The organism is Kitasatospora fiedleri, from assembly GCF_948472415.1.
GTDB lineage: Bacteria > Actinomycetota > Actinomycetes > Streptomycetales > Streptomycetaceae > Kitasatospora > Kitasatospora fiedleri.
Window position 1 is genome coordinate 2,360,996 of sequence record NZ_OX419519.1, and the last position, 26,055, is coordinate 2,387,050.

Consider the following 26,055-nt stretch of genomic DNA (forward strand, 5'->3'; position numbering starts at 1 on the left):
CTGTATAGCGCATCGGCCGCCGTCCGGGGCGGGCGGAGAGCGACTTCCTGCCGGTCAGCCGGGTGTGGCAAGATCCGCCGCCGTGTCCGTCATCGAACCCCCCGCCGCCGCACCCGTCCCCGTTTCCGTGCCCGTGCCCGCACCCGCACCCGCGCCCGCCGCCGAGCGGTGTCCCGAGTGCGGGGCGCCGGTGGCCGTGCACGAGCGCTTCCCCGCCTGGTGCCCGGCCTGCGAGTGGAACCTGCTGCCGCCCGTCCCGCCCACCGAGGCCCGGACGGGGCGGGCGCGGCGCCGCGCCGCCCGGGAGGCGCGCCGTGCGGAGCGGCGCCGCCAGGACATCAGGGTGCGGGCCGAGCAGGTGTTCCGGCTGGTCGCGGCGGGCGGCTCCGGCCTGCGGCACGGCGCGTCGGTGGGCGCGTTCCTGCTCGCGGGGGCGGTGCACCTGGTGTCGCTGGCGGTGCTGCTGACGGGGGTGGCGCTGCTGGCCGGGTGGCCGGTGGCGAGTTGGCCGCTGCGGGTGCTGGGCGTGGTCGCGCTGGCGGTGGCGGTCCTGCTGCGTCCGCGGCTGGGGCGGCCAGAGCGCGCCGGGGTGCTGGCGCGCGCGGACGCGCCGGTGCTGTACGAGCTGGTGGACCGGGTCTCGGCGGAGCTGGGCGCGCCGCGGGTGGACTCGATCGCGGTGACCGGCGAGTTCAACGCCGCCTTCGGCACGTACGGCCTGCGCCGGCACCGGCAGGTGCGGATCGGCCTGCCGCTGTGGACGGTGCTGGAGCGGCAGGAGCGGGTCGCGATGCTCGGGCACGAGATCGGGCACGGCGTCAACGGGGACACCCGGCGCGGGCTGTGGACGGGTTCCGCCCTCAACGCGCTGGTCGAGTGGTACCGGCTCACCGTTCCGTCGCGCGACCACGAGGTGAACTCCCACCCGCTGACGGCGATCGCCTCGGCCGCCGCCAAGCTGCTGCTGGGCGCGGTCAACCTGGGGGTCCGGGCACTGGCCGGGCTGATGCACCGGCTGCACCTGCGCAGCGGGCAGGCCGCGGAGTACCGGGCCGATCTGATGGGGGCGCGGCTCGCCTCGGCCCGGGACGCGCAGGGCGTGCTCACGGCGCTGTTCAACGCGCAGACGCTGGAGACGGTGCTGGTCCGGCAGCGCGCCCTGCCCCGGGCGGGCGGCCGGGCCGGTGGTCGGGCCGGGCGGTCGGCCGCCCCGGTGGCCGACCTGTGGACGGCGCTGGCGGAGGCGGCGCGGTCGGTCCCGGCCACCGAGGTGGAGCGCCGGGTCCGGCTGTCCGAGCGCGAGGTGTCGGCGACCGACTCCTCGCACCCGCCGACCTACCTGCGGCTGCGGATGCTGGCCACGGCCGCCCCGGCGGTCGACCGGCCGCCGCTGGTGCTGGACGCCGGGCGGGCCGCCGCGATCGAGGCCGAACTGGCCCCGAGCCGGGCCCGGGTCGCCGCCGAGCTGCTCTGACCGTCGTCTCCGACCGTCGCCGGGGCGGCCCCTACCATCCAGTAGGGTCCTGGTCAGCCACCCCCGTCCGGCAGGAGCCCCCGATGACCGACCCGACCCCCGCCGTCCCGTCCGCGCAGGTCCTGGCGGCGTTCCGGGCCGCCACCGGCTTCATGCCGGAGGACGAGGGGCTGGCGCTGTACGCGGCGGCGCTCGACGCGGCCGGGCGCACCGGGCTGCCGCTGCTGGAGATCGGCACGTACTGCGGGCGTTCGGCGATCCTGCTGGCGGACGCCGCACGCCGGGCCGGGACGGTCGCGCTGACCGTCGACCACCACCGCGGCTCGGAGGAGCAGCAGCCCGGCTGGGAGTACCACGACCCGTCGCTGGTCGACCCGGAGGTCGGCCTGATGGACACCCTGCCGCGCTTCCGCCGCACCCTGCACGCGGCCGGGCTGGAACAGCACGTGATCGCACTGGTCGGCCGGTCGCCGCAGGTCGCGGCGGTCTGGCGGGGTCCGCTGGGCCTGGTGTTCGTGGACGGCGGCCACACCGACGAACACGCCACCGGCGACTACGAGGGCTGGGTGCCGCACCTCGCCGCGGACGGCCTGCTGGTGGTGCACGACGTGTTCCCCGACCCGGCGGACGGCGGCCAGGCCCCTACCGGGTGTACCTGCGGGCGCTCGCGGAGGGCTTCGAGGAGCTGTCGGTGACGGGTTCGCTGCGGGTGCTGCGCCGCCCGGCCGCGACGGCCGGCTGAGACCGCCCCGCCGGGCGGGCCCGGCCCCGCGGCGGTCCCGCTCCGGCGCCGTCGCGGCTCGGTTCCCGCTCGGTTCCGGCGCCGTCGCGGCTCGATCGCGACGCCGTGGCGGCTCTGCTCCGGTCCGGGATTCCCGGCCCGGGGCGGGAACGATCGCCGCCGCTGCCGCGTCGTCCCCACCGCGACGCGTTGCCGATCCGCCGTGACCAGTCGCACCGACGGCCGGTACGGTGTCGGCGGCAGACGACGGACGGCCCGTTCGGGGAGCGGCCCGTTTCGGAGCACGGCACCGGCCACCGGTGCCGGACCGGTTCAGTGGGGGGCGAGGGCAGGGCATGACGGAACAGGGCGGTACCGCGAGGGCGGTCTGGGACCCGACCGCGAACAACGGCGCGGGCGGCTGGGTCCGCCGCCCGGTGGCGGACGCCCCGGCCGCGGCGGGCCCGCCCACCACCGCGATCCCGCTGCCGCCGATCCCGGACGGCCCGGGCGCCCCGGCCGCGCCCGTCCCCCGCCCGCCGCCCAGCAGCCGCCGCAGCAGCCGCCGGCCCAGCAGCCGCAGCCGTCGTTCCCGCAGGCCCGGACGCCCGCGGCCACACCGCAGCGGCCGCAGCCGCTCCCGCCGCAGCCGGGCTTCGGCGGCCGGCCCGGCTCCACCCCGCCCCCGCCGACGACCCGTCCCACGGCGGGAACCAGCCCTTCGGCGATCAGAGCTTCGGCGGCCAGCCCACCCAGCAGCTGCCCCCGCAGCAGCACCAACAGCAGCCGCCGTTCCCGCCGCAGCCGGGCTTCGGCGGCCGGCCGGGCTTCACCCCGCCGCCCACCGGCGGCCCGTCCTACGGCGGGAACCAGCCCTTCGGCGGCCAGCCCCCGCAGCAGTTCGGCACCGACCCGGGCGGCTACGGCGGCTACCAGCAGCCGGAGTTCGACTACGAGGAGGACCCGCGCCGCCGCCGCACCCCGCTGCTGGTCGGCGCGGCCGCGATGCTGGTGCTGCTGATCGGCGCGGCCGTGGTGTGGGCGGTGCAGAACAGCGACTCGTCCGGGAGCCCGTCCGCGGCGGACAGCAATTCGCCCGCCGTGCAGCCGAGTTCGGGCGGCACGGGGACGGGCGGCGGCCAGGGCGGCTCGCCCTCCGCGTCCGCCGAGGCGTCCGCGTCGGCGTCGGCGTCGGCGTCCGCCTCCGGTTCGCCGTCGGCGGGCCCGCAGGCGCAGGCCCAGGCGCAGGCGCTGGACGCGCTGCTGAGCGAGGGCGAGGAGGCGAAGGCCCCGATCGGCAACGCGGTGGCGAAGGTGCGCAGCTGCCCGGCGAAGGCGGAGGTCGACAGCGCCGCGAAGGTGTTCGACACCGGTGCCGAGCAGCGCGACGCGCTGCTGGCCAAACTGGCCGCCCTGAAGACCGACGGCCTGCCGGGGGGCGACGCGGCGGTGGCCTCGCTGAAGACCGCCTGGCAGACCTCGGCGGACATCGACCGGGCGTACGCGGCCTGGGCGCGCACCGTCTCCGACAAGGGCTGCGCCAACAACCAGGTGCCCAGCACCGCGGACCTGGCCCGCGCCAACGACCTCAACCCGAAAGCCACCCAGGCCAAGCAGGACTTCGCCGCGAAGTGGAAACCGATCGCCCAGGCGTACGGGCTGACCACCCGTACCGGGGACAGGATCTGAGGAACACGTGACTGGCCGTACCACCCCGCACCACGACGACCCCGGCGAGCAGGAGCCGTACGACCCGTACGGCGCGGGCTCCGCACCGGCGGGCCGCGCCGCCCGCTGGCGGCCGGCCGCGAAGGCGGCGGCCGTGGTGCTACCGGTCTGCCTGATCGGCTGGCTGGGCTGGCAGGCCGTGGCCAACAGCTCCCGGGACGTCTCCGCGTCCGCCTCCGCCGCGCACTCTCCGGACGGCCGGGCGGGCGGCGCGGCGAACGACCGGGCGGCGGCCGGACCGACCGACGGGGACGGCGGCGCGTCCGAGCGGCCCGCGGCGGCGGGCCGGACGGCCCCGGCGGACCCGTCCCCGGCCCCCTCCCCGTCCCCGGCGGCCTCCGCGAGCGGCCCGGACCGGCCGCTGACCGGCCGGACCGTGCTGCTCGACCCGGGGCACAACCCGGGCAACGCCGAGCACCCCACCGAGATCAACCGCAAGGTGGACATCGGCAACAGCCGCAAGGAGTGCGACACCACCGGCACCGAGACCGACGCCGGGTACCCGGAGGCGGAGTTCACCCTGGACGTGGTGCACCGGGCCCGGCAGATCCTGCAGGACCGTGGCGCGAAGGTAGTGCTCACCCAGGACGGCGAGCGCCCCTGGGGCCCGTGCGTCGACGAACGCGCCGGGATCGGCAACGAGGCGAAGGCGGACGCGGCGGTCTCGGTGCACGCGGACGGCGCGCCGGCCTCCGGCACCGGCTTCCACGTGATCCTGCCCGGCCGGGTGGTGGACGGGGCGGCCGACACCTCCCCGATCGTCGAGCCCTCGCACCGGCTGGGCGTGCTGCTGCGCGACGCCTTCCGGGCGGGCACCGGCGAGCCGTACTCGAACTACCTCGGCAAGCAGGGCCTGGACACCCGCACCGACCTCGGTGGACTCAACCTGTCGAAGGTACCGAAGGTCTTCATCGAGTGCGGCAACATGCGCAACTCCGGCGACGCCGGACGGATGACCGACCCGCAGTGGCGGCAGCTCGCCGCGCAGGCCCTCGCCGACGCCCTGACCAGCTATCTCACCGGGTGAGCCACCGCGCGCACCCCCCGCCCGACCCCCGCGCCAACCCGTTTTCCGGCGCCCCCGTTCCGTACCGATTCGGTGCGGATCCGGAGGGCGCTGTGCACGCGGCGTCGCGTTGGCTCTAGGCTTTTGCCCCGTCGTACCGTCCCGGTACCACGGGGGCCCGGTCAACCGCCGCCGACCACGACTACACCAATGAGGGGAACGTCAGTGAATCTGCGCGCTCTCACCAGGGGAGACGCCGCCGTCGCCGGTGCGGCCGTATTGCTCCTGATCTCGTCCTTCCTGAAGTACCGAGGCGTCGACTGCGACGGCGGTATCTACTGCGAGAAGAGCCAGTTCAACGCCTGGGACGCGTCCTTCTTCCCCGCGCTCCAGTCGGTCTTCCTGCTCGGCATCATCGGTGCCGTGCTGATCCTGCTCTTCCGCTTCCAGAAGGCGACGCTGGGCAACAAGGAGATCATCGGACTCCGCCTCGACCAGTGGGGCACCGCGGCGATCGTGATCGCCCTGTGGGGCATCCTGTGGTCCCTGATCGGCGGCCCGGACGGGCTGAAGAACGGCGCGGGCTCCTGGCTCGCCCTGATCGCGCTGCTCGTGATGGCCGGCGCCGTGATCGCCGCCCCGGCGCTGCCCGCCCTGCAGGCCCCGCTGGCCGGCCCGGCCGCGCCGGGCGCCGCCCAGCAGCAGCAGTTCCCGCCGTACGGCGGCGCCCAGCAGCAGGGCGCTCCCGGCGCCTACGGGTACCCGGGCGCCCAGCAGCAGCCGTTCCCCGGCCAGCCGCAGCCCGAGCAGGGCGGCGCCGGCCAGCAGCAGCAGCCGTTCGGCCAGGGCCAGCAGCAGCCGGCCCCGGGCGGCTACGGCTACCCGCAGGCCGCCCAGCAGCAGGCCCCGGCCCCGTCGGCCGCCGCGCAGGCCGTCGCCCCGCTGCCCACCGCGGTGCAGCCGGCCGTGCAGGACCACGTCCCGGCGCAGGCCGCCGCCCCGTTCGCCCCGTTCTGGTTCGCCGTCCCGGCGGTGCGCCAGCTCGGCAACAAGGACAACCCGGCCGCCCCGCCGGTCGGCGAACTCGTCCCCGGCACCTGGTACCTGGCCGTCGACCAGCGCGGCGCCGCCCTGGTCGCCCAGCTGCCGGACGGCACCCACGGCGTCCTGAACGACACCAGCGGCATCCAGCGCGGCTGACCACGAAGCACCACCACCGAAGGTCCGCCCCGGGAGGAAACCCCTCCCCGGGCGGACCTTCGCCGTCACCCCCCGCTCCCCCACCCACCAGGGGCGTGAGATACCCACCGAGGGCATGGAGAACACCCCAGGGGCGCGAGGAACCGCGCGAGGCGGAAGACACCAACGCCAAAGATCCGCCCGGCGAGAGAACCCCCTCCCCGGACGGACCCCCGCAGCACGCGCACCCGCCGAACGGCCCGACGCCGGATAGGGCCTAGCAGCAGTCGTTGACCGCCAGCCCCGCCGGCAGGCGCTCGCCGCCGAAGACGCTGACCGTCGCGTCGTCCCCGCCGAGGGCGGCGACGGCGAGCAGCAGGGCGCCGGCGGTCCAGGTGGTGCGTTCCTCGGGCCAGATCGCGCGGTCCTCGTAGACGTAGCCGGTCCAGTAGGAGCCGTCCTCGTGCCGCAGGTGCTGGATCCAGCGGAGGATGTCGACGGCCCGGTCGGACTGTCCGGCGGCCCACAGCGCGAGCGCGAGTTCGGCGCTCTCGCCGCCGGTGACCCAGGGCCGGTCGCTGACGCAGCGCACGCCGAGGCCGGGGACGACGAAGCGGTCCCAGTCGGCGGCCAGCCGCCGGGTGGCGTCCTCGCCGCGCAGGGCGGTGCCGAGGACGGGGTAGTACCAGTCCATCGAGTAGCGGTTCTTGTCGAGGAACCGCTCGGGGTGCCGGGCGATCGCGTGCCGGAGCTGTCCGGCGGCAAGTTCCCAGTCGGGCTGCGGCCGGTCGAGGTGGTCGGCGACGGCGAGTCCGCAGCGCAGGGCGTGCAGGATGGAGCAGGAGCCGGTGAGCAGCGCCTCGGTCGCGGCGGTGCCGTCTTCGTCCTGGCGCCAGGCGATGGCGCCGCCGGGGAGGCTGAGCCGGACGGTGTGGTCGAGGGCGCGGCTGACGGTGGGCCAGATCTGTTCCAGGAAGCGGTCGTCGCCGGTGGACAGGTGGTGGTGCCAGGCGCCGACGGCGACGTACGCGCAGAAGTTGGTCTCGCGGGCGAGGTCGGTGGCGGTGCCGTCGGGGACGCCGGGCTGTCCGTAGGCGTAGGCGGCGTACCAGGAGCCGTCGGGGTTCTGCCGGTCGGCGAGCCACCGGTAGGCGGCTTCGGCGGCGGCGTGTTCGCCGGCGGTGTCGAGGGCCATCGCGGCCTCGGTGTGGTCCCAGGGGTCGAGGTGGCCGCCGTGGAACCAGGGGAGGGCGCCGTCGGGCTGCTGGTGCGCGAGGATCGAACGGACGGTGTCGGCGGCCTGCGCGGCGTCCAGCACGCCGTCCAGCAGCAGGGCGGCGGGGACGGCGGCGGTCACGCGTCGGCCCCGGCCTCGCGGGGCTTGCTGGCGTAGACGACGAAGGACTTGCCGAGCAGCGGGTTGAGCGCCTTCTCGGCGGCCTTGGTGAGGGTGGAGATGACGGGGGTGCCGACGATGTCCCAGACCAGCAGCTGGTGGTAGGCGCGCACCGGCAGGGCCTTGTCGTTGTCGACGCCGACCGCGCACTTGATCCACCAGTACGGGGCGTGCAGGGCGTGCGCGTGGTGGCTGCCGTACGGGGTGAGGCCGGCCTCGCGGACCTTCTCGACCAGTTCGTCGCCCTTGTAGATCCGGATGTGGCCGCCCTCGACCTCGTGGTACTCGTCGGACAGCGCCCAGCAGATCTTCTCCGGCAGGTAGCGGGGCACGGTGACGGCGAGCAGGCCGCCGGGCTTGAGGACCCGGACCATCTCGGCGAGGACGCCCTTGTCGTCGGGGATGTGCTCCATCACCTCGGAGATGATGATCTTGTCGAAGGTGTCGTCGTCGAACGGCAGGTTCAGCGCGTCGCCCTCCATGGCGGTGGCGCTGGCCCCGGCGGGGGCCTCGCCGGCCTGCTCCATGGCGGCGAACCACGTGCGGACCTCGGCGATCTCCTCGGCGTTCCGGTCCAGCGCGACCACGTTGGCGCCGCGCCGGTAGCACTCGAACGCGTGCCGGCCGCCGCCGCAGCCCAGGTCGAGCACCCGGTCGCCGGGGGCGAGCGGGAAGCGGGAGAAGTCGACGGTCAGCACTGCGGGGCTCCCATTCACGAAGGGGGTGGTACCAGTGGTACCAGGAGATTGACGGCGCGTCAGCCGACGTGGCGTCAGCCGACGTAGCGCCAGCCGGGGCCGGAGCGGGCGGCGGCGCCGGCGCCGGTGGCGATCGCGGCCCGGTAGCGCTCGACGGTGAGTTCGGCGGCCCGGGCCCAGGTGAACCGGGTCAGCACCCGCTCGCGCCCGGCGGCACCGAGCCGTTCGCGCAGGGCGGGGTCGTCCAGCAGCCGGCCGAGCGCGGTGGCCAGCGCGCCCGCGTCGCCGGGCGGCACCGCCAGGCAGGTCTCGCCGTCGGGCCCGGCCACCTCGGGGATGGCGCCGCCGGTGGTGGCGACCAGCGGGGTGGCGGTGGCCATCGCCTCGGCGGCGGGCAGCGAGAAGCCCTCGTAGAGCGAGGGGACGCAGGCGGCCTCGGCGGAGCGGTACAGGTCGACCAGTTCGGCGTCGCTCAGGCCGGTGCGGAACTCGATGTGCCCCTCCAGCCCGAACCGGCGCACCGCCGCGGTGACCGGCCCGGCCTCCTTCTGCGGCTTGCCGACCACCACCAGGTGGGCGTCCCGCTCGGTGCGGACCTTGGCGAGCGCCTCGACCAGGTGCACCAGGCCCTTGAGCGGGACGTCGGCGCTGGAGGTGGCGACGATCCGGCCGGGCACCCGGGCGACCTCGGCGGACGGCGACCAGAGCCGGGTGTCGGCGCCGATCGGGACGACGGCCAGGGCGTCCGGGTCGGTGCCGAGCTGTTCGGCGATCTCGGCCTTCGAGCTCTCCGAGACGGTGATGACGTGCGCCAGCCGGGCGGCGACCCGGCGCTGCATCCGGGTGAAGGCGTACCAGCGGCGCTTGCCGAGCCGCTCCAGCCGGGTGCGGGCCGCGTCGATCTCCAGCCGCCGGTCCACGGTGACCGGGTGGTGCACCGTGGTGACCAGCGGGAAGCCGTACCGGGCCAGGCCGAGCAGGCCGTAGCCGAGGGTCTGGTTGTCGTGCACCACGTCGTAGCGGCCCCGGTGCCGGGCCAGGAAGGCGCGGGCGCGCAGCGAGAAGGTCAGCGGCTCGGGGAAGCCGCCGGTGCGCATCACCGCGTACTCCAGCAGGTCGACCGGGCCGCGGAACTCGCCGACCGCGGGGGTGCGGAACGGGTCGTCGGCGCGGTACAGGTCGAGGCTGGGCAGTTCGACCAGCCGGACGGTGCCGGGGCCCTCGACCCGGTCGAGCACCGGGTACGGCTGGGCGCCGATCACGTCGACGTGGTGGCCGAGCCGGGCCAGTTCCCGCGACAGGTGGCGCACGTACACGCCCTGGCCGCCGCAGAACGGGTCGCCGCGGTACGACAGCAGGGCGATCCGCAGCGGCGGCGGCGACACAGCGGTCATCCCCAGTCCCCTTCTTCGCTACTCACCGGGACCGGCGACGGAGAAGGCCGCCGACCGGTAAAGTAGATCACGTTTCACAGCGGTGCGGGCTCGTCGTTGGAGAAAGTGAACAACGAGGGACCTCGAAGATTACCGGCCCGTAGCTTGTCGTCAGGAGCCCCGGCGGGTGATTCGCACCACGCCGCGACCGCTCCCCACGACCGCCGTTCCTGGAGTCCACGTGACCGCCACCGCCGCCGCCGACGGGCCGCTGACGCCGCGCCAGGCCGAGCGGCGCCGGGGCATCCTGCGGGCGGCCACCGCGCTGGCCGCCCGGGGCGGCTACGAGGCGGTGCAGATGCGCGAGGTCGCGGAGGGCGCGCAGGTCGCGCTCGGCACCCTCTACCGGTACTTCCCGTCCAAGGTGCACCTGCTGGTCGCGGTGATGCGCGAGCAGCTGGAACTCCTGCGCGAGCAGGTGCGCCGCCACCCGCCGACCGGTCCGGACCCGGCCGCCCGGGTCGCCGAGGCGCTCACCGCCGCCTTCCGGGCGCTGCAGCGCGAACCCCGGCTGGCCGAGGCCATGGTGCGGGCGCTGTCCTTCGCGGACCGCTCGGTGGGCAGCGAGGTGGACGAGGTCGCCCAGGTGACCACCGCGATCGTGCTGGCGGCCGCCCGGCTGCCCGGACCGCCCACCGCCGAGCAGCAGGCGGCGCTGCGGGTGGTCGGCCACACCTGGCACGCCACCCTGCTGGGGTGGCTGTCCGGGCGGGCCTCGCTGGCCGAGGTGCGGGCCGACCTGCACACCGCCGCCCGGCTGCTGACCCCCGCCGGGCCGGGCCCCGGCACTCCGCCCGCCCCGGCGGAACTGCAACCCGTTCCACCACCTGCCGCCGGGGCGGCGCCGGTCGGCGGCTAGAGTCGTGCAGGCGCGGCCCGGCCCGACCGGACCGCCCGACAACTTCATCATCCGCCTCCGAGGCCGGGGGAAGCCGGTGCGATTCCGGTACTGACCCGCAACCGTGAGCCGCCCCCGCCGCCGGGGCGCGGCGCAGTCGGACTGCCCGGCCGGAGGCGAGCGGCCCTCCTCCGTCGTGGGTCCACGGGCGGGAACCGGGGCACCACCCGGCCCGCTGCGACCGCTCAGAAAGGCTCCACCCCCATGCTGACCGCTGCCCGCCTGGGCGCCGCCGCGCTGACCGGCGCCCTGCTCGCCGGCACCGCCGCCGCGCCCGCGCTCGCCGACACCGCCACGCCCGCGCCGTCCACCGCCGCGCCGTCCTCCGCCGCGACGGACGCCGCCGCCCCGGACGCCTCGGGCTCCGGCACCGCGTCGGGCTCCGCTACCGGCTCCGCGTCCGGTACCGGCTCCGCGTCCGGCTCGCCGTCCGCGTCCTCGGGCGTGCCCGCCGGGCTGTACGGCAAGGGCGACCCGCAGTACGACGGGGTGTGGCGGCAGTCGCTGGCGCTGATCGCGCTCCAGCAGGAGAAGGTCGAACCCGCCGACGCCGCCGTGCGCTGGCTGCTCGACCAGCAGTGTGAGGACGGCGGCTGGCCCTCGTACCGGGCCGGCGGCACCCCGTGCACCCCCGCCACCGAGGACACCAACGCCACCTCGCTGGCCGTCCAGGCGCTCACCGCGCTCGGCGGCCACCAGCAGCCCGTCGCCCGCGCCACCGACTGGCTGCGCGCGCACCAGAACCCGGACGGCAGCTGGGCGTACAACCCGGGCTCGCCCGGCGACGCCAACTCCACCGCCGTGGTGCTGAACGGCCTGCTCGCGGCCGGCCTCGACCCGGCCGGGGTCGCCGTCGGCGGCCGCTCCGGCTGGGACGGCCTGGCCTCCTTCCAGCTCGGCTGCGCGGACGCCGCCGACCAGCGCGGCGCGTTCCTGTACCAGCCCGCCGCGGGCGTCCCGGCCGCCGCCGACACCATCGCCTCCGCGCAGTCGCTGCTCGCCGCCGCGGGCGGCCACCTCCCGGTCACCGCCACCGACCGCCGGGACGGCCCGCCCAAGGCCCTGGCCTGCGACGGCGGCCAGGCCGCCGCCGGCCCGGTCGCGCACGCCGACTCCGCCGAGGCCGACGCCGCCTGGCTGACCGGCCGGCTCGCCGCGGGCGGCGGGCACCTGACGGCCACGACCCCCGGCGCGGACACCGCCACCCCTGACTACAACTCCACCGCCTGGACGGTGCTCGGCCTGGTCGCCGCCGGCCACCCCGCCGAGGCCGCCGACGCCGCCGACTGGCTGGCCGGCAACGCCTACCCGTGGGCTGCCCAGGGCAAGAACGGCATCGACCCGGCGGCCACCGCCACCCTGGTGCTGACCGCCCGCGCCGCCAAGCTCGACCCGTACAACTTCGGCGGCGCCAACCTGGTCCAGCTGCTGGCCGACTCCGGCCCCAAGCCGAAGTCCGCCCCCGCGGCCGGCGACCCGCAGGCCACCCGCGCGCCCGGCTCCGCGATCACCGAGCCCGACGAGAACAGCGGCTTCTCGGCCGGCTGGCTGATCGGCGTCGGCCTGCTGGTCGGCGTCGGCGCGGGCCTCCTGCTCAGCCTCAACCGCCGCCGCCACAAGCCCGCCGAGGCCGCCGAGGCCGCTGCCGCCGAGGGCCCGGCCGCCGAGAACGCGGGCTCCGAGGACACGGCCGCCGAGGAGCACCCGGAGCAGGACCGCCCGGAGCGGGACCGATGACCGGCCGGGCCCCCCGCGTCCGCTTCGCCGTCCTCCTCCTCACCCTCCTCCTCGCCGCGGGCGCGACGCTGCTCGGCCCGGCCGCCGGGCCCTCCGCCGCCGCCGACTACCGCTACTGGTCGTTCTGGAAGGGCGGCGCCGACGGCTGGGCGTACCAGCAGGTCGGACCGGCCGGGAACGTACCGGCGGACGGGGCGGTGGACGGCTGGCGGTTCGTGCTGAGCCCGGACGGCGGCCAGGACACGCCCAGGCCTGGCCCGGCCCCCGACTTCGCGGCGATCTGCCGGGGCACCGCGCCCGGCGGCGGCCACAAGCGGGTCGCCGTGGTGCTGGACTTCGGCACCGCGCAGGACGCCCCCGGCGGCGAACAGCCGCCCGCCGCCCGCTCCTCGTGCGCCTCGGTGCCGACGGCGGCGAACTCCGCCGAGGTGCTGGCCGCGGTCGCCGCGCCGCTGCGCTACGACTCCGGCGCGCTGCTGTGCGCGATCGCGGACTACCCGCGCGCGGGCTGCGGCGAGCCGGTCGCGGCGGGCTCGAACTCCGGTACCGGCGGCGGTGGTTCGGGCGGCGGGGACGGCGGTCCGGCGCTGGGCCTGGTCGCCGGCGCCGGTGCGGTGGTGCTGCTGGGCGCCGGGGCGGTCTGGCAGGCCCGTCGCCGCCGCACCCGCTGAGCATGTCCGTCCACCGTCTGCGCCGCCCGGCCGCCGACCCGGTCGCGGGGGGCGGCCGTCCGGCCGCCGCGCACAGCCGGGCGCTGCCCCGGCAGCTGCACCCGGGCGCGTGGTGGCTGTGGTCGCTGGGCCTGGCCGCGGCGGCCAGCCGGACCACCAACCCGCTGCTCCTGCTGCTGCTCCTGGCGGTGGCGGGCTACGTGGTGGCGGCCCGCCGGGGCGACGCGCCCTGGTCGCGCTCGTACGCGGCGTTCCTGCGCCTGGGCCTGCTGGTGCTGGCCGCCCGGGTGGTGTTCGCGGTGCTGCTGGGCTCCCCGGTCGGCGGCACCCACGTGCTCCTCACGCTGCCGCAACTCCCGTTGCCCGCCTGGGCGCAGGGCGTCCGGCTGGGCGGTGCGGTGACGCTGGAGGGGGTGCTGTTCGCGCTGTACGAGGGGCTGCGGCTGGCGGTCCTGCTGGCCTGCGTGGGCGCGGCGAACGCGCTGGCCTCGCCGTCACGGCTGCTGCGCTCGCTGCCGGGCGCGCTGTACGAGGCGGGGGTGGCGGCGGTGGTGGCGATGACCTTCGCGCCGAACCTGGTCGCGGACGTCCGGCGGCTGCGCGCGGCGCGCCGGCTGCGCGGGCGCTCCGACCGGGGGGTGCGGGCGGTGCTCTCGGTCGGACTGCCGGTGCTGGAGGGCGCGTTGGAGCGTTCGGTGGCGCTGGCGGCGGCGATGGACACCCGCGGCTTCGGCCGGACCGCCGACGTCCCGCAGCGGCTGGTGCGCGCCGCCGGGGCGCTCACCCTCGCGGGGCTGCTCGCGGTGTGCTCGGCGACGTACGGGCTGCTCGCCGCGGGCCGTCACCCGTGGGCGCTGCCGGTGCTGCTGGCGGGCGCCGCCGCGGCCGGCGGCGGCCTCGCGCTGGGCGGCCGGCGCTCCGTCCGGACCCGCTACCGGCCCGACCCGTGGGCGCTCCCGGAGTGGCTGACGGCCGCCTCGGGGGCGCTGGTCGCGGCCGTGCTGATCTGGTACGCGGGCCGCTGGCCGCTGGCGCTGTCCCGAGCGTCGTGCCGCCGGCCGCGCCCGCCCTGCCGCTGCTGCCCGCGCTGGCCGCGCTGGCCGGCCTGCTGCCCGCCTTCGTCACCCCCGAGCCGCCCCGGAGCACCCGGTGACCGCCTCCGACCGGACCGGCACGCGCCCCGGCGGCACCCGGCACCCCGGCCGCCGGTCCGCCGGCCCGCGCGCCGCCGCCGCACCGGCACCGGCATCGGCTCCGGCTCCGGCTCCGGCTCCGGCTCCGGCATCGTCCGGCCGCCGCCCGGGCGTCGCCGCGCGGCCGCCGTCCCCGTCGCCCGTCCCCGTCTCCTCCCCCGAGCCGCCCCGGAGCACCCGGTGATCACTTTCGAGCAGGTCGGCGTGCAGTACGCCGACGCCACCGCACCGGCCCTGAGCGGTGTCGAACTGACCGTCCCCGAGGGTGAGTTGTGCCTGCTGGTCGGGCCGTCCGGGTCCGGCAAGTCGACCCTGCTGGGCACCGTCTCCGGGCTGGTGCCGCACTTCACCGGCGGCACCCTGACCGGCCGGGTCACGGTGGCCGGGCGGGACACCCGGACGCACCGCCCGCGCGACCTCGCCGACGTGGTCGGCACCGTCGGGCAGGACCCGTCGGCGCACTTCGTCACCGACACCGTCGAGGAGGAACTCGCCTACGGCATGGAGTCGACGGGCCTGGCCCCGGCCGTGATGCGCCGCCGGGTCGAGGAGACGCTCGACCTGCTGGGCCTGGCCGACCTGCGCGGGCGCGCGCTGTCCTCGCTCTCCGGCGGGCAGCGCCAGCGGGTGGCGATCGGCTCGGTGCTGACCGTCCACCCGAAGGTGCTGGTGCTGGACGAGCCGACCTCCGCGCTCGACCCGGGCGCCGCCGAGGAGGTGCTGGCCGTCCTCCAGCGCCTGGTGCACGACCTGGGCACCACCGTGCTGCTCTCCGAGCACCGGCTGGAGCGGGTCGTCCAGTACGCCGACCAGGTCCTGCTGCTGCCGGGCCCCGGCGAGCCGCCGGTGCTCGGCGACCCGGCCGCGCTGATGGCCCGCTCCCCGGTCCGGCCGCCGGTGGTCGAACTCGGGCTGCTGGCGGGCTGGACGCCGCTGCCGCTCACCGTCCGCGACGCCCGCCGCCGGGCGGCCGCCCTGCGCGAACGGCTCGCCGCCGCCCCGCCGAAGGTGGCCGCCGCACCGGCCGCACCTGTCGAACCGGTCGTCACCGTCAGCCGCCTGGTGGTCTCCCGGGGCGCCGTCCCGGCCCTGCGCGGCGTCGAACTCACCCTCGCCGCAGGGCAGATCACCGCCCTGATGGGACGCAACGGCGCCGGCAAGTCCACCCTGCTCGGCACCCTGGTCGGCCTGCACGCCCCCGCCTCCGGCACCGTCCGGGTCGACGGCCGCACCCCGCACCGGACCCGCCCCAAGGACCTGATCCGCTCCGTCGGACTCGTCCCGCAGGACCCGCGCGACCTGCTGTACGCCGAGACAGTCGCCGAGGAGTGCGCCGCCGCCGACCAGGACGCCGGCGCCGAACCCGGCACCTGCCGCGCCCTGCTGGCCACCCTGCTGCCCGGCGTCGCCGACGACCGCCACCCCCGCGACCTCTCCGAGGGCCAGCGCCTCACCCTCGCCCTCGCCGTCGTGCTGACCGCCCGCCCCCCGGTCGTCCTGCTCGACGAACCCACCCGCGGCCTCGACTACGCCGCCAAGGCCCGCCTGGTCGCCGTCCTGCGCTCCCTCGCCGACCAGGGCCACGCCGTCCTGCTCGCCACCCACGACGTCGAACTCGCCGCCGAACTCGCCCACCGCACCGCCGTCCTGGCCGAGGGCGAGATCGTCGCCGACGGCCCCACCCCGGACGTCGTGCTCGCCTCCCCCACCTTCGCCCCGCAGACCGCGAAGATCCTCCCGCCCCACCTCACCGTCCACGACGTCGCCGCCGCCCTGGCCCCGGAACCGCCGCGATGAAGCCACCCGCCACCCGCACCGCACCCGCCCCCGCCCCCGGCCCCGTCGCCGCCCCCGGCCCGCTGCTCTCCCGTCCCGTCCCGCTCGGGCGGCGCTCGGTGCTCGTCCTCTCCCTGGTCTCCGCGATCGGCGCGGCGGCCTTCGGCTGGCCGCTGCTCGCCTCCCGCGCGTCCGACCTGGTCGGCCACTCCGCCGACGCGCCCTGGCTGTTCGCACTGCTGATGCCGCTGCTGCTGGCCGTGCTGGTCGCCCAGCTCTCCGAGGGCCGCGACGCCACCGGCGCGCCCGGCCTGGACGCCAAGGCCGTCGCCATGCTGGGCGTGCTGGCCGCGGCCGGTGCCGCGCTGCGGCCGCTCGGCGCGGGCACCGCCGGGCTGGAGCCGATGTTCTTCCTGATGGTGCTCTCCGGCCGGGCCCTCGGCCCCGGCTTCGGCTTCGTGCTGGGCGCCCTCACCATGTTCGCCTCCGCCCTGCTCACCGGCGGCGTCGGCCCCTGGCTGCCGTTCCAGATGCTCGCCATGGGCTGGGTCTGCCTCGGCGCCGGACTCCTCCCGGGCGCCGCCCGCCTGCGCGGGCGCCCCGAACTCCTGCTGCTCGCCGCCTACGGCACCGTCTCCGCGATCGGCTACGGCACCGTGATGAACCTCCAGGGCTGGCCCTACATCGGCGGCCTGGGCACCTCGATCTCCTTCGTCCCCGGCGACCCGCTCGCCGCCAACCTCACCCGCTTCGCCCTCTACTGCCTCACCACCTCCCTGGGCTGGGACCTCCCCCGCGCCGCCCTCACCGCCGTCCTCTGCCTCACCGTCGGCGGCCCCCTGCTGCGCACCCTCCGCCGCGCCACCCGCCGCGCCGCCTTCCGCTGAGAGGGGGCGGGGGGCCGGTCTCCCCCGGACCGGCCCACCGCCCCTCCCGCCGCTACGCCGTGGGCCCCGCCTGCTGCACGACCTCGAACGACCACACCTGCGACCCGCTCGCCGCCGGCCGCGGCCGCTCGCCCCCGCCCTGGTGCGCCTCCTTCATCGGCCCCTCCATCCACGCCCGGAACGACTCCTCGTCCCGCCACCGCGTGTACACCAGGTACTGGTCCGTCCCTCGACCGGCCGCAGCAGCTCGAACCACTCGAACCCGTCCGACCCCTCCACCGCCCCGGCCCGCGAGGCGAACCGCCGCTCCAGCACCTCCCGCTGCTCGGCGGGAACGGTCAGCACATTGATCTTCACGACGCTGCCCACAGGACACCCCTCAAGTTGTCCGTCCGACCAGGACGACGGCCGGACCTCGATCACGTACGAGCAGTCTCGTCCATCCGGCACCCGCACCGGCGCACCGGCCCGCGTTCGACGGCGGGCACGGCGGAGGAGGGTTCGGGAGCGGCGGCCGGCGAGGGTGCCGGGGGAGCCCGAGGGGCGGGCGACCGAGGCCCGCGCCGGGGCGGACGGCCGGGGTCGCGCCCCGGGCGGCTCCCGACAGTCGCTGACGATCCACCCAAAACCCGGCAATCCGGGCGGTATGCCGGTCCGGGCCCGGACCTGTCTGTCGTCCCGTGGAATGCTCCTGCATAATCACCCCCGTTCGATTCCGACCCGAGGAGGACCGGCCCATGCCGGCAGAGCGCTGCCCCCGCTGCGGTACCGCACGCACGGCCGGCAGTTGCGCGTGCAACGCCGTCTCCCCGGCGGAGGAGACCGCGGTCCTCCCGCACCTGGAGGGCCCGCCGCTGGTGCGGCCGTACGTGGCCGGAGCGGCCGTGGTGGAGCCCGGCGACCCGGCGGGCGACCCGTTCGCCACCCGGCCCCTGCCGCCCCCGGTGCAGCCGATCACCGCGGCCCCGGCCGCCGCGGCCCCGCCGCCGTCCGGCCCCCCGATCGCGGTGCCGCCCAGCGCGGCGCAGCCGCCCGCCGTGCAGCCGATCACCGGTCCGCCGCCGGGCGCCGCCCCGCCGCCGCCCCCGAACCGTCCCCCGCACGTCCCGCAGGCCGCCAGCCCGTTCGGCCCGCCGCAGCCCGCGCCCGCGCCCGTCCAGCCGCAGCCACAACCCCGGCCGGACGCCGACGCGACCCAGGTGCTGCCGCCCGTCCCGGCGCAGCAGCAGCCGCCCCGGGCGTCCGGCGCGCCGGGCCGCTTCGTGCCGATCCCGCCGCCGGGAGCGGCGTCCGGCCAGGGCGAGGTGCCCGCGGCCGAGCAGACCATGCCGCTCACCCTGGGCCCGGTCAAGGCGCCCCCGCAGCATCCCGCTGCGGGCCGGGGCGCCGGGCCGGACGAGACGACCCGGCTGACCCCGGTCGGCGGTCCGGGCGGTCCGAACGGCCCGAACGGCTCGAACGGCGACGAGCCGTGGCCCGCCGCGGCCGGTACCGACCTGGGCATGTTCACCTTCCGCGAGGACGGCGCGGACGGCCCGATCAGCCGGGCCGACCACCGTGAGCGGCGCCGGCAGAGCGCCGACCGCCGCCGGCTGGTGATCGCGGGCGGCGCGGTCGGGGTGACCGCGCTGGGCGCGAGCCTGGCGATGCTGCTGTCCTCGTCGCCGTCCCCCGTCGACAACGCGCTGCCCGCGCCGACGGCCCCGGCGGTGGTCTCCTCGGCCGACCCCGCCCCGGACCCGGCGCCGAGCGGGACCGCGTCCCCGGAACCGTCCGCGGGGAGCCCTTCGCCGACCCGCACCAAGGCCCGCCCGAGCCAGACGGCGACCAGCAAGGCCGCGGCGGCCCCGACCGCCGAGGCCCCGAGCGCGTCGAGCAGCCCGTCCCCGGACCGCACCTCGCAGTCGCCGTCCGCCGCCGCGACCCTGCGGCTCGACGACACCGGCCCGGACGTGACGCAGATGCAGCGCCTGCTGATGACGGTCAACTGCAACCGGATCGGCCAGCTGGACTCCGACCGGACCAGCGGCAACCAGCCCGGCTTCGGCTACTGGACGCAGAGCGTGCTCGCGGTCTTCCAGCACAAGGAGCGCAAGCTCAAGGGCGTCGCCCTGGGCGTCTACGACCCGCAGACCCGGTCGGCGTTGCAGGAGGCGGCGAAGGCCCCCGACTGCTGACGCCCCCGCCGCCGCCCACCCCGGTCCGCCACCGGGCGGGCCGTCAGACCCAGCTCTCGAACCACATCCGGGTGTGCCACTCGGACATCGGGATCAGCTCCCCGGTGTACAGCGGGTAGAAGAACGCGAAGCACCCGAAGACCGCCGCCACGATCAGCCCGGCCCCGGCCGCGCCCCACCGGCGGCGGACCGGCGTGCTGCCCTCCGGTCCGAGCATCGCGCCGAGCATCTGCGCGACGGCCAGGCACAGGAAGGGCACCAGCACCACCATGTAGAACGAGAAGACGGTGCGCTGCTGGTACTGGAACCAGGGCAGGTAGACGGCGGCGACGGCCGCCAGGATCGCGCCGGAGCGCCAGTCCCGCCGGAAGAACCAGCGGTAGAGCGCGTAGGCCAGCGCGAAGCAGGCCGTCCACCACAGGAACGGGGTGCCGAGCGCGAGGATCTGGCTGGCGCAGCCGTCGGGGGCGGTGCAGCCGCGCTCGCCGGGCTTCAGCTGCTCCCAGTACATGGACACCGGGCGGCCCTGGACCAGCCAGCTCCACGGGTTGGACTGGTAGGTGTGCGGGGAGGTCAGGTGGGTGTTGAAGTCCCAGATCTGCGCGTGGTAGTGCCACAGGCTGCGCAGCGGGCCGGGCACCCAGCTCCCGCCCCGGCCGTCGGCCCAGTGCCGGTCGTAGCCGCCGCCGGTGGCGAACCAGCCGGTCCAGGACAGCACGTACACCGCCAGGGCGCTGACCGGCAGGGAGAGCGCGGCGGGCCACAGGTCGCGGCGGAGCATCGAGCGCCGGGGGCGGTGGGCGCCGGCGGCGCGGCGGCCGGCCTGGTCCCAGAGCAGGACGAGGAGGGTGAAGACGGCGAGGACGGGCGCGCCGGTCCACTTGACGGAGCAGGCCGCGCCGAGCAGCAGTCCGGCGGCGAGCCGCCAGGGGCGCAGGCCGAACCGGACCTCGTCGGCGGCCGAGCCGCCCTCGGCGCGGGCGGCCCGCAGCAGGTCGCGGGTGCGGTCGCGGTCGATCAGCAGGGCGCCGAACGCGGCGAGCACGAAGAACGCGGAGACGCCGTCGAGCAGGCCGACCCGGCTGAGCACGAACTGGAGGCCGTCGACGGACAGCAGCAGTCCGGCGACGCAGCCGATCAGGGTGGAGCGGAACAGCCGGCGGCCGATCCGGGCGACCATCAGCACGCTGAGCGTGCCGAGCAGGGCGACCGCGATCCGCCAGCCGAAGGGGTTCAGGCCCCAGACGTACTCGCCCAGGCCGATGACCCACTTGCCGAGCGGCGGGTGCGCGATGAAGGTGCCGGCCCGGCCGAGCGGGACGATCTGCGGGTCGCCGAGGATCTGCTGGTTGGCGTTGTCCGGCCAGACCGACTCGTAGCCGTCGTGCCAGAGCGACCAGGCGTCCTTGGGGTAGTACGTCTCGTCGAAGACGAAGGCGTGCGGGGACTTCAGGTTCCACAGCCGCAGCACCCCGGCGAACACGGCCACCGCCAGCGGGCCCCACCACCGGTACCTGTCCTTCGCCCGCTCCGTCGGCGCGGCGTGCACCGCCTCCTGCTGCCGCCGCTCCATCACCGCCAGCGCCATGCCCTCCCCGTTCGACCGCAGTTGACGACTTGTCCGCAATGTCCGCATCCTAGCCTGCGGCCGCGGACGTCCGCGGGTGCTGCCCAGGGGTGCTCGCAGCATTCTCCACCCTGCCCCCCGCGCGGTTACGGTTGACCCTCTACCAGGTCGAGGGCGAGGGTCGGTCCCGTGGAGAGCACCATGCGCAGCATCGGCGAGCTGGCCAGGGCCAGCGGCCTCAGTCCCGGCACCCTGCGGTTCTACGACCGCGCGGGCGTCTTCGTCCCGGCCGCCGTGGACCCGCGCACCGGGTACCGCTGGTACGCGGACGAGCAGCTGCCGGACGCCCGGCTGCTGGCCCGGCTGCGCCGGGTCGGGCTGCCGCTGGCCGGGATCACCCGGGTGCTGACCGGCTCCCCGGCCGAGGCCCGGGCCGAGCTGGACGCGCACCTGCGCCGCCTGGAGGACGGTCTGACCGACGCCCGCCGGGAGCTCTCCACCGTCCGCGCCCTCCTCGACTCCCGGGAGTTCCCCGTGCCGCAGACCCGCCTGACCGTTCCCGCCCCCGCCCTGGCCGCCGCCCTGGACGCGGTGCGCTTCGCCGCCCCGGCCGACGCCGCGCTGCCCGCCGTCGCCGGGATCTTCCTGGACGCCGAGGACGGCGTCCTGCACCTGGTCGCCACCGACCGCTACCGGCTGGCGGTCGCCGACTGCCCGGCCGCGCTGGACGGCCCGCCGGCCTCCGCGCTGCTGCCGACCGCCCTCGCGGACGCCGCCCGGGCCCTGCTGGCCGACGCCGAGGAGGCCGAACTGTCCTTCGACGGCGGGCAGTTCACCGTCCGCGCGGCGGGCCGTTCGCTCTCCGGCGAGCGGGGCGGGGCGGACTTCCCGGACTACCGCCGCCTGCTGCGCCTGGAGCCCACCCACCGGGTCACCCTGACCGCCGCCCAGCTGCGCGCCCTGCCCGGGTCCACCGCCGAGGACACCGGCGCCCCGGTGGCCGCCCTGACCGCCACCGCCGCCGACGCCCTCCCGGGCGGGGGCTCCCCCGCCGACCTGCTGGTCCACGTCAACCGCGACTTCCTGCTGGAGGCCGCGGGCAGCGCCGAGCAGCTGGTCCTGGAACTGGGCGGCCCGATCGCCCCGCTCGCCATCCGCTTCCCCGCCCGCGCCGACACCTTCTCCCTGCTGATGCCGGTCGCCCGCTGAGCGGAGCGGCCGGAGCCTGCCGCCCGACGTCCGGTGCAACGACGGCGCCGCCCGTCCGGGGAGGAGTTCCTCCCCGGACGGGCGGCGCCGTATCCGCTCGGGCCGCCGTGTCCGCTCAGGCTGCGGTGTCCGCTCAGGCCGCGGTCGACAGCTCCCGCGCCTCCCGCTGCTCGCGCCGCGGGACGGACAGCACCCGGACGTTGTCCTGCGCGGCGTGAGGTGCTCGCGCAGCCGGACGGCGAGGGCGACGATCAGCAGCGTGCACAGCGCCATCGCGGCGAGGTACAGCGGCCAGGTGCCGGAGCCGACCAGCAGCACGCCGACGGCGGGGCCGACCGCGACGGCGATCTGCTTCACCAGGGCGTACCCGGCGTTGTAGGTGCCCAGCAGCCGGGCGGGCGCCAGGTCCGCGACGATCGGGCCCATGGTGGGGGCGAGCAGCGACTCGCCGACGCCGAACAGCGCGTAGACGGCGACGATCGCCACCGTCGCGGCCATCGCCTCGGTGCGGATCAGCCCGGCGACCACGGCCATGCCCCAGGCGGCCAGCCAGACCGCGCCGGCGGCGGCCATCGCGGTGGTGCGGCGGCGGCGCTCGGTGATCCGGACGACGAACATCTGCAGCAGCACGATGGTCAGCGCGTTGGCGCCGATGGCCAGGCCGAGGGTGGACGGCGCGGTGCCGACGGTGTCGGTGGCGAACGCGGCCACGCCGGACTCGAACTGCCCGTAGCAGGTGAAGAAGATCAGCCCGGCGAGCACGCACAGCCGCAGCATCGCCTTGTCGGCGACCATCGCCCGCAGCCCGCCGCCGCGCTTCGCCGCCGCGCCGGCCGGGGCCGGTTCGACCGCGACCGGGGGCATCTTCGCGGTGCCGGTGACGGCGGCCAGGCCGAGGAAGGTCAGCGCCTCGATGGTGAACAGCCTGGTCAGGCTGGCCGGGTCGGCGGTGTCGACGATCTGGCCGCCGACCAGGGCGCCGATGCCCATGCCGAGGTTGACCAGGGTGAACTGGAGCGCGAAGGCCCGGGAGCGCTCGGTGCGCCCGGTGCAGCGGACGATCATCGTGGCCAGCGCGGGCTGGCAGGTGGTGACGCCGGCGCCGAACAGGAAGGAGGAGAGCAGCAGCCCGGACGTGCTCGCGGCCTGCCCGAAGGCGAACGCGCCGACGGCGGCCATCGCGGTGCCGGCCAGCAGCACCGGGCGCGGCCCGTACCGGTCGATGCCGCGGCCGGTGAACGGCAGCACGGCCAGCGCGGCGAGCGCGAACACGGTGAACACCGCGCCCGCCGCCGCGGCCCCGAGGCCCCGCACCTGGTCCACGTACACGAACATGTACGGCAAGGTGAAGCCGCTGCCGAAAGCGCTGAGCGCGTTGCCGATCTGGACGCGGCGCAGTCGGCCGCCCCACTCCTTCACTGGGCACCCCTTTTCCACACGTCGGGCCGGGCTCCCCGCCACGGCTTTACTCCGTAAGATTACAGACCTAAAGTCTTACCAGAGAAAGCTTACGACAGCAAAGGCTTAACAGCTGCACCCTGCGTGGGACAATGACCGCATGAGCGCACGCAGAGCGGAGCCCCAGACCGCCGCCGAGCTCGGCATCGCCGAGCAGGTGGCCCTCTACCAGCGGGAGTTCCCGCTGGTGGACCCGCAGGTGGAGACCATCGTCTCCACCGTCTCCCGGCTCGCCCGCCGGATGAACGTGGCCTACGGCCGCCAGCTGGCCACCCTCGGCATCACCTCCGCCGAGTGGGAGGTGCTCAAGGCCCTGGTGTTCACCGGCGCCCCCTACCAGCTCGGCCCGGGCGAACTGGCCAAGCGGCTCGGCCTGACCCCGGCCGCGATGACCCACCGGATCGACCGGATGGTCGCCGAGGGCCTGGTCACCCGGGCGCGCGACGAGGCCAACCGGGTCCGGGTGATCATCGAGCTGACCGCCGAGGGCCGCGACAAGTGGCTGGAGCTGATGCGGATGGCCGCCGTCTTCGAGGCCGACCTGCTCCAGGACGTCCCCGGCGGGGCCCGCCCCGAGCTGGCCGCCACCCTGACCCGGATGCTGCGCCGGATCGAGGAGACCCAGCCGGACGCGCTCGGCCGCACCGACGACCTGACCTGCTGACCCGGCACCGGCCCCGGCCCCGGCTGACCCGGCACTGGCGGCCGGGACGACCGGGACGGCCGGAGCGGGAACGCGAACGAGGGGCGCGGGGAGATGACTCTCCTCGCGCCCCTCGCGGGGTTCAGCTCAGCGGATCAGCCGGCCGACCGGTGGTCAGCAGGCGCCGTTGTCGGCCCAGGCGCCCCACTGGCCGCTCAGGGACGGGTCCTCGTTGGTGGTCCACCACTTGTTGGTGTAGTAGTGGCCCTTCCAGGAGACCTTGGTGCCCGCGGTGGCGTAGACCGCCGAGGCGCTCCAGCTCGGGGCGCCGGAGCAGGTGCCGGTCGAGGCGGAGGCCGACGGGCTGGCCGACTGCGACGGCGAGGCCGAGGCGGACGGGCTGGCCGACTTCGACGGCGAGGCGGACGCGGACGGGCTGGCCGACTGCGAGGCGGAGGCCGAGGCCGACGGGGTGGCCGACTGGGTCGGGGCGGCCGGGCAGGACGCGGCGGAGCCGTTGGTGGCGCTCACGGTCTTGTCGAACAGCGCGGTCTGGGTGCCCAGGTCGTACATCGAGAACATGAACGAGCCGCCGAGGCCGTTGCAGTGCGCGTAGTCGAGCTTGGCCTGGACGGACTGGGCGTTCTCGCCGGACCAGAAGGTGGTGCCGTCGTAGAAGTACGCGGCCTTGGCGGTGTCGTCCCAGTAGGTGTACGCCGGGTTGTCGACGAAGCCGGTCAGCTCCTTGTACATCTTGATGCCGGCGACGCCGCCGGAGTAGGTGCCGCCGGGGGCCGGAGCGGACGCCTTCTGGAACAGGCCGTGGGTGGTGCCGGCGGAGACGCCGGTCCAGCCGCGGTAGTAGAACGGGACGCCGACGTTGATCTTCTTCGCCGGGAAGCCGCCGGGGATGCCGTACTGCGGGTCACCCACGGTGTAGGCCTTGACCGCCGCGTCCACCGAGTACTTGCCGTTGCCGCCCGGGACGGGGGTCATCGGGTCGTTCGGGTTGGTGTAGATCGGGGCCTGGTGGTTGGTCGGGCCCTGGGCCTCCCAACCGCCGTGCATGTCGTACGTCATGATGTCGAGGAACGTCAGGTACTGGCCGATCTTGTCGGTCTCGACGTTCTTGATCTTGTCCTGGCCGGCGCCGACCGCGGCCGCCAGGCCGTAGGTCTTGCCGTCCGCGGCGCCCTGGGTGTTGAGCTGGCTGCGGAACTCGGCGAGCAGCGAGGTGAAGTTCTGCTTGTCGGCCGGCGCGGCGTGGTTGCCGGTGTGGCCGCCGCCGCCCGGGTACTCCCAGTCGAGGTCGAAGCCGTCGAAGACGCCGGCGCCGGTGCCCGGGCCGCCGTAGCCGCCCTCGGAGGGCAGGTTGCCCTTGATGAACATGTCGATGCAGGAGGAGACCAGCTTCTTGCGGGAAGCGTCGGTCGCCGCGGCGTCGGAGAAGTACTTGGAGTACGTCCAGCCGCCGATCGAGAGCAGGACCTTGAGGTTCGGGTTCTTCGCCTTCAGCTTCTTGATCTGGTTGAAGTTGCCGACGATCGGCTGGTTCCAGGTGTCGGCCACGCCGTCGACCGAGATGTCGGCGCCGAAGCTCTTCTGGTAGTCGGCGAACGAGTCGCCCGCGCCGTCACCCGCGTTGGGGTCGTCCTCGTTCTGCGACGCGGCCTTGTTCGCCTCGAAACAGGAGAGGGTGGTCGGGTTGATGTTCGCGAAGTCGTAGATGATGTAGTCGAGCTTCCCGGCGGCGCCCGTGTCCTGCATCGTCTTGAGGTAGTACGCGTTCGAGTAGATCGACCACTGGTCGAAGTACGCGACCTTGATGCCGCCGCTGGTGGCCGGGGCGCCGGTCGAGTTGGTCGGCGCGGCCTGGGCGGTGCCGCCGGTCAGCGCCAGGGTGCCGCCGAGCAGCAGGGAGGCCGCGGTGCCGGCCGCGAGCGCGGCCCAGCTCTTCGGCCGCCGCCGCGAGGGCGACTGGGGGGAAACGGAACGAAGCATGGCTGCGTGACTCCTGGTTGTGGGGGTCCCGTCAGGACCAGGCACGCACCGCGCGAGGTGGGGTCGCACGACCTGGGCATGGCGGGGGAATCGAGCGGTGGCCTGCACGAACACCGGGTGCGGATAAGCCGAACCGGCGCCGGTGGTCTGAACCACCGACGCCGGCCCAGGGGCTCCCTGCACCTGCCAAGTAAAATGGACTA

Annotated in this window: 18 protein-coding genes and 4 pseudogenes; 14 read left to right on the forward strand and 8 right to left on the reverse strand. The window is 76.0% G+C overall.

Features of this window, described 5'->3' with window-relative positions:
- Positions 1-82 precede the first annotated feature (82 nt).
- Entirely contained in the window at positions 83-1,474 is a 1,392-nt protein-coding gene (locus QMQ26_RS11075; protein WP_282205595.1) for a M48 family metallopeptidase, read from the forward strand.
- Positions 1,475-1,557: 83 nt separating this feature from the next.
- Positions 1,558-2,216 (forward strand): annotated as a pseudogene (locus QMQ26_RS11080) (class I SAM-dependent methyltransferase).
- A 929-nt stretch (positions 2,217-3,145) separates the two neighbouring features.
- Here the strand turns inward: QMQ26_RS11080 and QMQ26_RS11085 are convergent.
- Positions 3,146-3,565 carry a hypothetical protein gene (locus QMQ26_RS11085; RefSeq protein ID WP_282205596.1) on the reverse strand — a complete coding sequence of 140 codons (420 nt, stop codon included), beginning with the start codon at positions 3,563-3,565 and terminating at the stop codon, positions 3,146-3,148.
- On the opposite strand from QMQ26_RS11085, the gene QMQ26_RS11090 reads away from it, so the two are divergent.
- The 3 genes from QMQ26_RS11090 to QMQ26_RS11100 all read left to right on the forward strand — a co-directional run bounded on the left by QMQ26_RS11090 (position 3,555) and on the right by QMQ26_RS11100 (position 6,129).
- A complete protein-coding gene (locus tag QMQ26_RS11090) occupies positions 3,555-3,884 on the forward strand; it encodes a hypothetical protein (protein WP_282205597.1) in 330 nt (109 codons plus the stop codon). The genes QMQ26_RS11085 and QMQ26_RS11090 overlap by 11 nt on opposite strands.
- A gap of 7 nt (positions 3,885-3,891) precedes the next feature.
- Positions 3,892-4,950, forward strand: a complete 1,059-nt coding sequence (locus QMQ26_RS11095) for an N-acetylmuramoyl-L-alanine amidase (RefSeq protein WP_282205598.1) — start codon at positions 3,892-3,894, stop codon at positions 4,948-4,950.
- A 204-nt stretch (positions 4,951-5,154) separates the two neighbouring features.
- Complete coding sequence (locus QMQ26_RS11100) at positions 5,155-6,129, forward strand: hypothetical protein (RefSeq protein ID WP_282205599.1); 975 nt, start codon at positions 5,155-5,157, stop codon at positions 6,127-6,129.
- Positions 6,130-6,385: 256 nt separating this feature from the next.
- On the opposite strand, the gene QMQ26_RS11105 is transcribed toward QMQ26_RS11100, so the two are convergent.
- The 3 genes from QMQ26_RS11105 to QMQ26_RS11115 all read right to left on the reverse strand — a co-directional run bounded on the left by QMQ26_RS11105 (position 6,386) and on the right by QMQ26_RS11115 (position 9,596).
- Positions 6,386-7,465: a prenyltransferase/squalene oxidase repeat-containing protein gene (locus QMQ26_RS11105; protein WP_282205600.1), complete on the reverse strand. Its 1,080-nt coding sequence runs from the start codon at positions 7,463-7,465 to the stop codon at positions 6,386-6,388.
- Positions 7,462-8,202, reverse strand: coding sequence for a class I SAM-dependent methyltransferase (locus QMQ26_RS11110; protein WP_404814110.1), 741 nt, complete (start codon positions 8,200-8,202; stop codon positions 7,462-7,464). The genes QMQ26_RS11105 and QMQ26_RS11110 overlap by 4 nt, the downstream gene beginning before the upstream one ends.
- A 74-nt stretch (positions 8,203-8,276) precedes the next feature.
- Entirely contained in the window at positions 8,277-9,596 is a 1,320-nt protein-coding gene (locus QMQ26_RS11115; RefSeq protein WP_100835996.1) for a glycosyltransferase family 4 protein, read from the reverse strand.
- Positions 9,597-9,816: 220 nt separating this feature from the next.
- On the opposite strand from QMQ26_RS11115, the gene QMQ26_RS11120 reads away from it, so the two are divergent.
- The 6 genes and pseudogenes from QMQ26_RS11120 (at position 9,817) to QMQ26_RS11145 (ending at position 16,797) form a co-directional block, all read left to right on the forward strand.
- Positions 9,817-10,494, forward strand: a complete 678-nt coding sequence (locus tag QMQ26_RS11120; protein WP_282205601.1) for a TetR family transcriptional regulator — start codon at positions 9,817-9,819, stop codon at positions 10,492-10,494.
- A 243-nt stretch (positions 10,495-10,737) separates the two neighbouring features.
- A complete protein-coding gene (locus tag QMQ26_RS11125; protein WP_282205602.1) occupies positions 10,738-12,270 on the forward strand; it encodes a prenyltransferase/squalene oxidase repeat-containing protein in 1,533 nt (510 codons plus the stop codon).
- Positions 12,267-12,941, forward strand: a complete 675-nt coding sequence (locus QMQ26_RS11130; RefSeq protein WP_282205603.1) for an SCO2322 family protein — start codon at positions 12,267-12,269, stop codon at positions 12,939-12,941. Before QMQ26_RS11125 ends, QMQ26_RS11130 begins: the two co-directional genes overlap by 4 nt.
- 2 nt (positions 12,942-12,943) lie before the next feature.
- Positions 12,944-13,615 (forward strand): annotated as a pseudogene (locus tag QMQ26_RS38270) (energy-coupling factor transporter transmembrane protein EcfT); the annotation flags it as partial.
- Positions 13,616-14,314: 699 nt separating this feature from the next.
- Positions 14,315-15,931 carry an ABC transporter ATP-binding protein gene (locus QMQ26_RS11140; RefSeq protein ID WP_282206492.1) on the forward strand — a complete coding sequence of 539 codons (1,617 nt, stop codon included), beginning with the start codon at positions 14,315-14,317 and terminating at the stop codon, positions 15,929-15,931.
- Complete coding sequence (locus QMQ26_RS11145) at positions 15,928-16,797, forward strand: ECF transporter S component (RefSeq protein ID WP_282205604.1); 870 nt, start codon at positions 15,928-15,930, stop codon at positions 16,795-16,797. Before QMQ26_RS11140 ends, QMQ26_RS11145 begins: the two co-directional genes overlap by 4 nt.
- A 52-nt stretch (positions 16,798-16,849) precedes the next feature.
- On the opposite strand, the pseudogene QMQ26_RS11150 reads toward QMQ26_RS11145, so the two are convergent.
- Positions 16,850-17,166 (reverse strand): annotated as a pseudogene (locus tag QMQ26_RS11150) (antibiotic biosynthesis monooxygenase family protein).
- Between the two features lie 368 nt (positions 17,167-17,534).
- Between QMQ26_RS11150 and QMQ26_RS11155 the strand changes: the two are divergent.
- Positions 17,535-18,974 (forward strand): hypothetical protein, encoded by a 1,440-nt coding sequence (locus tag QMQ26_RS11155; RefSeq protein ID WP_282205605.1) that lies wholly within the window; start codon positions 17,535-17,537, stop codon positions 18,972-18,974.
- Positions 18,975-19,017: 43 nt separating this feature from the next.
- Here QMQ26_RS11155 and QMQ26_RS11160 read toward each other — a convergent pair whose 3' ends face one another.
- Positions 19,018-20,562 carry a dolichyl-phosphate-mannose--protein mannosyltransferase gene (locus QMQ26_RS11160; protein ID WP_282205606.1) on the reverse strand — a complete coding sequence of 515 codons (1,545 nt, stop codon included), beginning with the start codon at positions 20,560-20,562 and terminating at the stop codon, positions 19,018-19,020.
- 168 nt (positions 20,563-20,730) lie between these two features.
- On the opposite strand from QMQ26_RS11160, the gene QMQ26_RS11165 reads away from it, so the two are divergent.
- On the forward strand, positions 20,731-21,750 hold the full coding sequence (locus tag QMQ26_RS11165; protein ID WP_282205607.1) for a DNA polymerase III subunit beta family protein: 1,020 nt from the start codon (positions 20,731-20,733) through the stop codon (positions 21,748-21,750).
- 279 nt (positions 21,751-22,029) lie between these two features.
- Here QMQ26_RS11165 and QMQ26_RS38275 read toward each other — a convergent pair.
- A pseudogene (locus tag QMQ26_RS38275) lies at positions 22,030-23,085 on the reverse strand (MFS transporter); the annotation flags it as partial.
- Between the two features lie 223 nt (positions 23,086-23,308).
- On the opposite strand from QMQ26_RS38275, the gene QMQ26_RS11175 reads away from it, so the two are divergent.
- Positions 23,309-23,872, forward strand: coding sequence for a MarR family winged helix-turn-helix transcriptional regulator (locus QMQ26_RS11175; protein WP_100836005.1), 564 nt, complete (start codon positions 23,309-23,311; stop codon positions 23,870-23,872).
- Between the two features lie 153 nt (positions 23,873-24,025).
- On the opposite strand, the gene QMQ26_RS11180 is transcribed toward QMQ26_RS11175, so the two are convergent.
- Entirely contained in the window at positions 24,026-25,852 is a 1,827-nt protein-coding gene (locus tag QMQ26_RS11180) for a glycosyl hydrolase family 18 protein (RefSeq protein ID WP_282205609.1), read from the reverse strand.
- Between the last annotated feature and the right edge of the window lie 203 nt (positions 25,853-26,055).